General features: G+C 38.7%; 6 protein-coding genes. 3 read left to right on the forward strand and 3 right to left on the reverse strand.

Translation table 11 applies throughout. The annotated features are described in order from the left end of the window. Window positions 1–112 precede the first annotated feature (112 nt). Complete coding sequence (locus AAC037_RS12855) at window positions 113–526, reverse strand: hypothetical protein (RefSeq protein WP_339903370.1); 414 nt, start codon at window positions 524–526, stop codon at window positions 113–115. A gap of 482 nt (window positions 527–1,008) precedes the next feature. Here AAC037_RS12855 and AAC037_RS12860 point away from each other — a divergent pair, with 482 nt between their 5' ends. From AAC037_RS12860 to AAC037_RS12870, 3 genes are all read left to right on the forward strand, one after another. Then, window positions 1,009–2,529 carry a GH3 auxin-responsive promoter family protein gene (locus tag AAC037_RS12860; protein WP_339903371.1) on the forward strand — a complete coding sequence of 507 codons (1,521 nt, stop codon included), beginning with the start codon at window positions 1,009–1,011 and terminating at the stop codon, window positions 2,527–2,529. Window positions 2,530–2,743: 214 nt separating this feature from the next. After that, the gene (locus AAC037_RS12865) at window positions 2,744–4,012 is read left to right on the forward strand and encodes an MFS transporter (protein ID WP_339903372.1); all 1,269 of its coding nucleotides are present in this window, start codon (window positions 2,744–2,746) and stop codon (window positions 4,010–4,012) included. Beyond that, complete coding sequence (locus tag AAC037_RS12870) at window positions 4,009–4,794, forward strand: hypothetical protein (protein WP_339903373.1); 786 nt, start codon at window positions 4,009–4,011, stop codon at window positions 4,792–4,794. Before AAC037_RS12865 ends, AAC037_RS12870 begins: the two co-directional genes overlap by 4 nt. A 41-nt stretch (window positions 4,795–4,835) precedes the next feature. Here AAC037_RS12870 and AAC037_RS12875 read toward each other — a convergent pair whose 3' ends face one another. Further along, entirely contained in the window at window positions 4,836–5,894 is a 1,059-nt protein-coding gene (locus AAC037_RS12875) for a hypothetical protein (protein ID WP_339903374.1), read from the reverse strand. Further along, window positions 5,881–7,359: a BCCT family transporter gene (locus tag AAC037_RS12880; RefSeq protein WP_339903375.1), complete on the reverse strand. Its 1,479-nt coding sequence runs from the start codon at window positions 7,357–7,359 to the stop codon at window positions 5,881–5,883. Before AAC037_RS12880 ends, AAC037_RS12875 begins: the two co-directional genes overlap by 14 nt. Between the last annotated feature and the right edge of the window lie 1,260 nt (window positions 7,360–8,619).

Raw genomic sequence — 8,619 nt, forward strand, 5'->3', positions numbered from 1 at the left:
AATTCCTGATTCCTGTCCTGACCTTTCTTTGGGAGGGTTCCAATTGCATAGCTGAATTGGAAGTGATTTTAGCTGGTAACAGAAGATCTATTAAATATTTGCGGTTACACTTTTATCGAACTATAGCCCAAGGCATCTTCACTTTGGATTTCACCTTGGGAAACAATACAAAATCAGCTTCTCCAAAAAGCGCAAAAGAATAGACCTCATCCACCCTGATTTTTTCTTTAATTTTACTAAGCTTGTTGCCTGCAAGTGCCATATCATCAACGATCAATATACGGTGATGACCATAAAAGTCCATACCCGGCTCTTCTTCCTCAACTTTTGATAGGATCAAATCGTTGGATTCAAGGGATTCGGAAAAATCCATGATTTTTAGCGCCACACCTAATTGGTGGGCAATCATTAAAGCAGGTGCTTTTCCTTTTTCGGAAAGGCCCAAAACCAAATCAATTTCCGGGAAGTCAAAACTATATAAAGCATCGCTTATTGCGCCAAACGTGATTTCTAAGGGTGTGCTCATAATAAATTTAAAGAATAAGTTTAAAATTGAACCATTTAATAATCGGCTGCACCCAATACCCTGTAATAGAATAAAATTATTCCATTTTGCCATCAGAAATATTATAGGAAGCAGACTTTTAAATAAATGAAAAATGGATTATTTATCTAAACAATTTGAAACAGTCCACCATTGGTTTTGTTAAAAAGAAATACAAAATAAAATACAGTTGCTAAAAGCTTAAAACTAATTGCGACTTACTAAAATCCAAAACAATTTGGGTGATCTGAAACTAAACATATCATGCAGGTAGTTCCAAGGTCGGACCATTAGCAAACCTAAAAACCTAGTATTAGGTCAGAAATTCAAATTTCAATTTGTAAACATAATCAAAATTTTTTAAATGACTAAATTACAAACACTTAAAGAAAATAAAGTTTTAGTGGTCTAATAATTGCTTGTTAATCAAAAAAACAATTAGACTTTAAAAATTAGCAGAACATATGCCGGTAATTGGTGAATTAATAAAGAAAGCAATCGAACTAGGGGGTAAATTAAGTACCGAAGACAGTCCTGAAAAAGCGCAGTCAAAAGTTTTAAAACATCTTCTAGACACGGCGAAAGACACTTCCTTCGGGAAGTACTATGGGTTTAAAAAAATCCTTGATGCAAAGGACACCTCCCAGGCATTTCAGGAGAAGGTGCCCTACCATGATTATGACAAGATTTATAAAGAATGGTGGAATAAGATCAGAGAGGGACACGAGGACATCACTTGGCCGGGTATCAATCAGTATTTTGCTGTTAGCTCAGGAACCACGAGCAATAGCAAATACATCCCCGTAACCGATGAAATGATTGACTCGATCAGAAATACCGGCATACAGCAGGTGGTCAGTTTATCCAAATATGATTTACCACCTGATTTTTTTGAGCGACAAATTATGATGTTGGGAAGTTCTACTGCCTTGAAAAAAAACAACGATTTTCTGGAAGGAGAAATAAGTGGGATAAGTGCCAGCCAGATCCCATTTTGGTTTCAAAGTTTTTATAAACCCGGCCCTGAAATATCAGCTATAGAAGACTGGGACCAAAGAATTGAAGAAATTGCAAAAAACGCAAAAGATTGGGATATAGGAAGTATTTCAGGCATTCCCTCATGGATTGAATTAATGATGAAGCGGGTTATTGCTTACCATGGAGTTTCCTCTATTCATGAGATTTGGCCTAACCTTTCGGTATATACTCCTGGAGGTGTGGCTTTTGAACCCCATAGGAAAAGTTTCGAGAAAAACCTGGCGCATCCGCTGGTTTATATAGACACTTACCTGGCTTCAGAGGGGTTTTTAGCTTTTCAAAATCGACCGGGAACAGAAGCCATGGCCTTGGTTTTAGACAATGGTATTTATTTTGAATTTGTTCCTTTTGAATCGGAAAACATGGATGAAAATGGAGCTGTAAAACCTGAGGCCAAAGCATTGACCATTGGTGAAGTGGAAGAGAACAAAGACTATATACTATTGATTTCTACTGTATCCGGTGCATGGCGCTATATGATTGGAGATACCATTGCTTTTACCGATAAAGAAAAGGGGGAAATCAAAATCACAGGGCGAACAAAGTTTTTCTTAAACGTAGTAGGGAGTCAATTGGGTGTGCACCAAATGGACAAAGCCATGAAAGCGGTCCAAGAGAAATTTAACCTGACCATTCCGGAATATACCGTTGCGGCTATAGAAGAAGATGGTGATTACCTCCACCGCTGGTATTTGGGCAAAGATTCAGGAAATGCAGAGGAAGAAGAAGTTAAAGACTTTTTGGATGCATTTCTTCGTGAAAACAATAAAAACTATAATGTCGCTAGAAATAAGGCCCTAAAAAGTATTGATGTGAAAATTGTTCCTCTTACTACTTTTATTGACTACAATGAAAAACAAAAGAAAAAAGGTGGCCAAGTAAAATTCCCTAGGGTAATGAAGTCCAAACCTTTTAAAGAATGGGAGACTTTTGTCCAAAGCATTTAAACTTATTTACGCTTTTGAAACCAATTGACAGAATAATTGATTATTAGACATCAAGAGCTAAAAGACGAAGTGAATTAATACCAACTTCCCTTTTTCGACATTGCATGAATCAACGGATAACTGTCCATTCACAGAATCCTGATTTCATTGCAAGAGGGAGGTAGGTATTCCAAGTCTTTGAACTCCTATTGGTAATGAATTTTTCTAATTAATCATGCTGATTTTTAAATCCCTTTCTTCATCCAACTACAGGTATTTCTTTGCAGGTCAGGCCTTCTCCAACCTAGGAAATATGATGAAGCAAGTGGTGGTAGGCTGGTTGGTTTATAGTCTTACAGGCTCTGCCTTACTTTTGGGAGTGATTTCCTTTTCGAGAGAAATCTCGGCCTTCCTAATATCAATTTTTGCCGGAGTATTTGCTGACAAGTACAATAAACACAAACTCTTGATGGTTTGTCAGACAGTAATTGCTATCAATGCTTTGACCTTGGCAGTATTTACAATTACCAACAATATTACCTTTAATATCCTACTGGGTCTAGAAGTTGTTTTTGGCTTGGTCAGTGGACTGGAAATGCCATCCAGGCATGCTTTTGTCAATGATTTGGTTAAGGACAAGGCTTACCTGACCAACGCCATCGCCTTAAATTCTTCCCTTTTTAATACTGCCAGAATTGTAGGCCCTGCCCTCGCGGGAATTCTTATCCCCATTATAGGAGAAGGCTACTGTCTGCTGCTTTATGCACTTGCAAGCTTCAGCGTGGTAGGCCTTTTCACTTTCATTCAATACAAACCTTTGGCCAACAATTCCTTAAAACAAAACTTCAAAAATGCATTTTCAGAAGGAGCCGGTTTTGCTTTTAAAACAAAGCACCTTCGGTTCATCATGTTGTTTGTGGCTGCCATTACTCTTATTGGTATGTCTTATATGGTCATTTTACCTGTATTTGCTGCAGAAATATTTAACGGAGATGCGGTCATCTTTGGATACATGACCAGTGCTGTAGGCCTGGGCTCCTTGATTGGTGCATTTTTTGTAGGTACTAAAAATAACATTTTAGGTTTAGATAAATTAATATTGATAGGAACAATACTCTTCGGCATAGGTTTGGCTGTATTCTCCTTCAGTTCAATTTTATGGTTATCCCTATTGGCTCTTTTAGCTACGGGACTGGGCAGAGTGATTATCTTTACCGGATCCAATACTTTAATTCAATCCATTGCTCCTGAAGAAAAAAGAGGGCGGGTATTAAGTTTTTATATTATGCTGTTTATGGGATCTCTATCCTTGGGTAGTTTTGTTATTGGGTTCGTTACGGATTGGATTGGGGCTCCGGCAACGCTTGCATTGGGGAGTTTAGGCGTTCTCCTTTTGGCGGCCTATTACGCAAAAAGCCTTCCCTTGCTCAGAAAAAGGACTTATAGGGCCATAAAAAAATCTGAATTTCAGCTAAGCTTACAACAAAACCCAAATTCAAAATGAAAGCATTACCACTAATCCTCACCAATACGCTCACTTTTATTTTCACCTTATTTATCAATTACCTGGGAGGCTCCGGAGATTATTTTGGTAATTCAGTAGGCGACATCAGCGATGATTTCACCACCTTAATTACCCCAGCGGGCTATGCATTTTCCATTTGGGGCTTAATTTATTTGGCCTTAATTGCCTACCTCATTTATCAATGGATGGGTTATTTTAAAAACCAAAACCAAACCTCTTTATTGCCATCTGGTATTTGGTTTATCGTAGCCAATTTAAGCAATGCGCTTTGGATTTATGTGTGGGTCAATGAACAAATACTCCTTTCTGTGTTGGTAATCCTAGTTTTACTCTTCTCATTGATTCAATTGGTGATAAGACTAAGACTAGAAACCTATGATGCACATTTGAAAACCATCTTTTTCGTATGGTGGCCCATTTGCCTCTATATTGGCTGGGTGATTCTGGGTACGGTTTTGACCCTTTCTGTGGGAATAAAAAATACAGGAATATTGGAAGGTATTTGGACAGAAACAGGCTGGGCTGCTTTGGTACTTATCGTGGCCACCACTATCTATGGCTTGTTAACCTATTATAGAAACATGAGAGAAGCGGCATTGGTTGGTGCTTGGGGCATAACAGCAATTGCTGTCAAGCAATGGGAATTGAATGCCACGCTAAGTACTGTGGCCCTGGTATTGGCAGGGGTCTTAATCGTAATTGCCGGTATACATGGATATATCAACCGCAAGACATCCATTCCCGTAAAAATGAAAAGTTAAACGCATGAGCTACTTTGCATCATTTTAAACGAATTTCTGGTTTAACCATCAGTAGGTTTTGGGTTGAAGAAATACCTTTTCATTATTTTCTCCGCCATTTTATTCTGGGGAGTGAAATCAGGTTCACGTCCCCTAGGTTCAGGATACCATTTCCAGAAATACACTCCTTGCATCCATGGTTTATCCCAAACTGCTTCAAAGAAAGCCTCATAACATAAGGCTTGGACTTTCTCCGAAAGGGTAGCACTTCGCCTTTCATTGGGCCAAACCCATGGAGAATGTGCGGCATCTTCCGTATTGCAATAACCAATTTCAGTGAATATCACCGGCTTTTGGTAGGTGATATTTGTTTGCTCTATTTCCGGGATTACTTTTTCCCAGCCCTTAATTAATTGGCTTAAATCAGGAGCATTTTGGTGGTCGACCAAAGGAAAATAGGCTTGAATGCCTATATAATCCAAAGCATCCCAAAAATTCACCTTTTGGTATTCGGTAAAATTTGCTGCATAGGTTAGCTTTCCGGAGTACACCTCGCGTATGGCATGAATAATCTCCCGCCACTTTTTCTCTTTGTGACTGGCCTTTTCCAATTCAGTACCAATGCATAAAATAGGGATACCTTGCTTTTCAGCTATTCGAGCGTAATAAAGAATAAAGTCTTTATAATTGTCAAACCACAAGTTCCAGTCTTGCTCATTGCTCATGGCTATTTCTCCGGGCCAAGACCCACGAACCCAAATATGAGGTTTTAAAATGTCAGTAATTCCCAAAGCCTTGGCCGTGTCAGAAGTAGACAAGAGTCCATTGCTGCTCTCTCCCCACCAGGTTTTGTTGCGGTGTTTTTCCCAATTCAAGTCAGGCTCCGAAACAGACTTCTGCCAACCAAATGGTGTTTGAGAGAGATGGCTCACACCCAATTCCTTTAGGGATTGTAATTCCCCTCCTGTAAGTGGATTTCTGGTACCTACCCAGCAAACGCCTTTGTGCTTTTCTCCTTCATAGGAGGCCAGTTTTTTATTGCTTTCACAAGAAAAGTTAATCGATGCAAAAATGATAAAGAACAAGGATAGCAAACCTTTATTTATGTTATAATGCATCATGGTTTTTCTTTTTGACTAATATATAAAGGAAACTTCCAATCATCAATAGGTAAACCCAACTAAAAGGTAGCGCGATAAGAATTAATAACTGACTAACAGCCTGTAGCAACTGCTCTTTGCCTATAAATAAGGTGGCAATGGTGAAAACAGATAGGATCAGCCCCCACCCTAACAAATGTTTGTTGTTTGGTTCTCTATTTCCGTTGTCAGCAAACATTCCCAATACATAGATGGCAGAGTCCAGGGAAGTGATAAGAAATGTAAAGACCAAGAGGAAGGCCAATAGTTTCATTATACCACTAAAAGAAAAACTATCAAGAAATACGAAAATAGATCCATACAACGAATCAAATTGCCCTTGGTAATTTTCAGGCTTTCCGATCAGCTCAAAAGCAGAGGAGCCAAAGACTGAAAACCAAAGAAAGGTGCCTAAGGAAGGCACAAGAATCACCCCAAAAATAAATGCGCGGAATGACCTTCCTTTAGAAATCCTTGCTATAAATACACCTGTAAAGGGTGCCCAGGACAACCAAAAAGCCCAATAAAAAAAGGTCCAATCCATCAAAAATTCCTGAGAGACACTTTTGTCTCCATAATTCAGACTCATGGGTATAAAATCATAAATATAGGCAGCGATCGATAAGCCGAAATTATTGACAATGCCTAGGATATTCCCTGAAAATAAGGTGGCCAACAATAAGAATAAGGAAACGGAAATATTAAATCTTGAAACATTTCTAATTCCCTTACTTAGCCCAGAAAAGGCGGATAAGGTCGCAAGACTACCCAAAAACAAAACCACAAAAGCATTGTTGCCGTAGCTTATTTCAACATCCACGAACAATTGCTGAAACCCTACAAGTAGTTGCCTACTGCCCAGCCCAACAGCTCCTACCACGCCAAACAAAGTACTAATAATGGTAATCACATCCACAATGACGATCAAAACAGGCTTACGGTATCTCCCCACCAAAAGTGAAGAGCTGAGCATCAGCCTCCCCTTTCCGTAAACCAAATAACCCACCATCAATCCAAAAAGCCCATAAAAAGCCCAAGGGGTAAAACCCCAATGAAAAAAAGTATACTCCAATGCAAATACATCTGAAGACAAATCTGTGGCTCGGGGAGGTTTGGTAAAATAATAAACCGGTTCTTGCACGGCCCGCAACATCAACCCTGCCCCCATCCCTGTACTGTACAACATGGCAATCCACGAAAACCAGCCATAGCTCACCGGCCCTTCTCCAATTTTTAATTTCCCCCATGGAGAAATGGCTATACCTAAAAGCAACAAAACCATCAATAAGCCCAATACCAGGTAATAATTGCCAAACACAGCTAATGTGGATGAAGCGGCAACTGCCAGATTCTCCCTAATTCCCAAAGGAAAAGTAAAAGCCAAAACCAAAAAAAACAGGCACAAAGAAATGGCTACTACAAAAGTTGGTTGGCGGTAAAAATTCACAATAGAAGGTTTATATTTCTTTCAATTTAACCATAAATCAGCTAGTTAACCAAAAAAAAATTACGTGAAATTATAACCACCTGAATCCTTCAAATCCTCCGCTTGTTCCTGTTAAATAAAGATAAATGATCGGAGCAACACTAGAGGCTGAGCGAAAAGACTTACGACGAATAGGAAAATAGAGAAGATTATAATTTTTTAACCAGCTTATAAATTATATAAATGATTAAAATCACAAGAAGACCCCCTGAAATCTGCCAAAAAATCAAGGACTCTCCATGTAATGTTATTCCGTTATTTGCATCCAAATTAAAGGTAATTAGTTTAGAAATAATTTAATGAAGATAAAAAAATATATCTCCATCAAAAATTATTCAACGCTAAAAAGCTAGATTTTAAGGAGACCGAGATAGGATAGTAAATCTCATTTATCCTGTGCTAAGTTACTATGCCCTTTCAGGGCTAAAATGAAAGAAATCCCATTTATAAGTTCATATACAACTAAAATATTAATGAGATTAAACATCAATTCCTACAAATCAAACCCGGCCCTGAAAGGGACAAATACAATAGCACAGGGTGAAGCCCTGTGTGGAAAATCAGTATTGCAACCTAAGCCCTGCAGGGGCGAAATAGTTGAGCAATTCGAGATTTATAAGTAATGAATACTTGTCCTAAATTAAGTTTACCGATTATTATTTAAATACTACTTTAGGTTTACATTTCACGTAAAAAAATCCCCCTTACCCTCCGCCATGGCGGAGGGATTTGAAAGCGTTTGGAATAGCGATTACATATTTACATTTCACTTTCTCAGACCAATCTAAAAGCCTAGGGCTTTTCAAAATAAATTGGCACCTATCTCTGTAGAAAGCAATGGGCTTTATCCCAAATAGGGGTACTTCATAAGTCCCCCTATCCACCTAAAAAGTCACCTCCCCCACTTCGCAAATAGGTAGGTGGACTTAAAACTGACAAGCTTGAGGTTCTGACCTCCAACGTTGGAGTTCATAAGTGGGGCTTTTCACCTCAAAACTGGAAATTTCCACTAAAAAATGACAGCATTTTGATTAATATCTAAAAAGACTGACATTTTTACCGGAAAATGCTGCTCTCAAAAACGATTTGGGGAACTTCGGAAGTGGGTAAGGGGACTTCGGAACTCCTCCTGTCAGGTTTTTATATGGAAGCGAGCAGTTAGGAAGTGGGGAGTTGAAGTTAAGAAGTGGAAATTTTCGGCTTTTTGGTTAAATATTCGTG

Source organism: uncultured Cyclobacterium sp., assembly GCF_963976465.1.
Taxonomy (GTDB): domain Bacteria; phylum Bacteroidota; class Bacteroidia; order Cytophagales; family Cyclobacteriaceae; genus Cyclobacterium.

Bases quoted from the DNA above. Each gene is read 5' to 3' on its own strand.
- AAC037_RS12855 (WP_339903370.1), bottom strand. From the start codon at position 526: ATGAGCACACCCTTAGAAATCACGTTTGGCGCAATAAGCGATGCTTTA.
- AAC037_RS12860 (WP_339903371.1), top strand. From the start codon at position 1,009: ATGCCGGTAATTGGTGAATTAATAAAGAAAGCAATCGAACTAGGGGGT.
- AAC037_RS12865 (WP_339903372.1), top strand. From the start codon at position 2,744: ATGCTGATTTTTAAATCCCTTTCTTCATCCAACTACAGGTATTTCTTT.
- AAC037_RS12870 (WP_339903373.1), top strand. From the start codon at position 4,009: ATGAAAGCATTACCACTAATCCTCACCAATACGCTCACTTTTATTTTC.
- AAC037_RS12875 (WP_339903374.1), bottom strand. From the start codon at position 5,894: ATGATGCATTATAACATAAATAAAGGTTTGCTATCCTTGTTCTTTATC.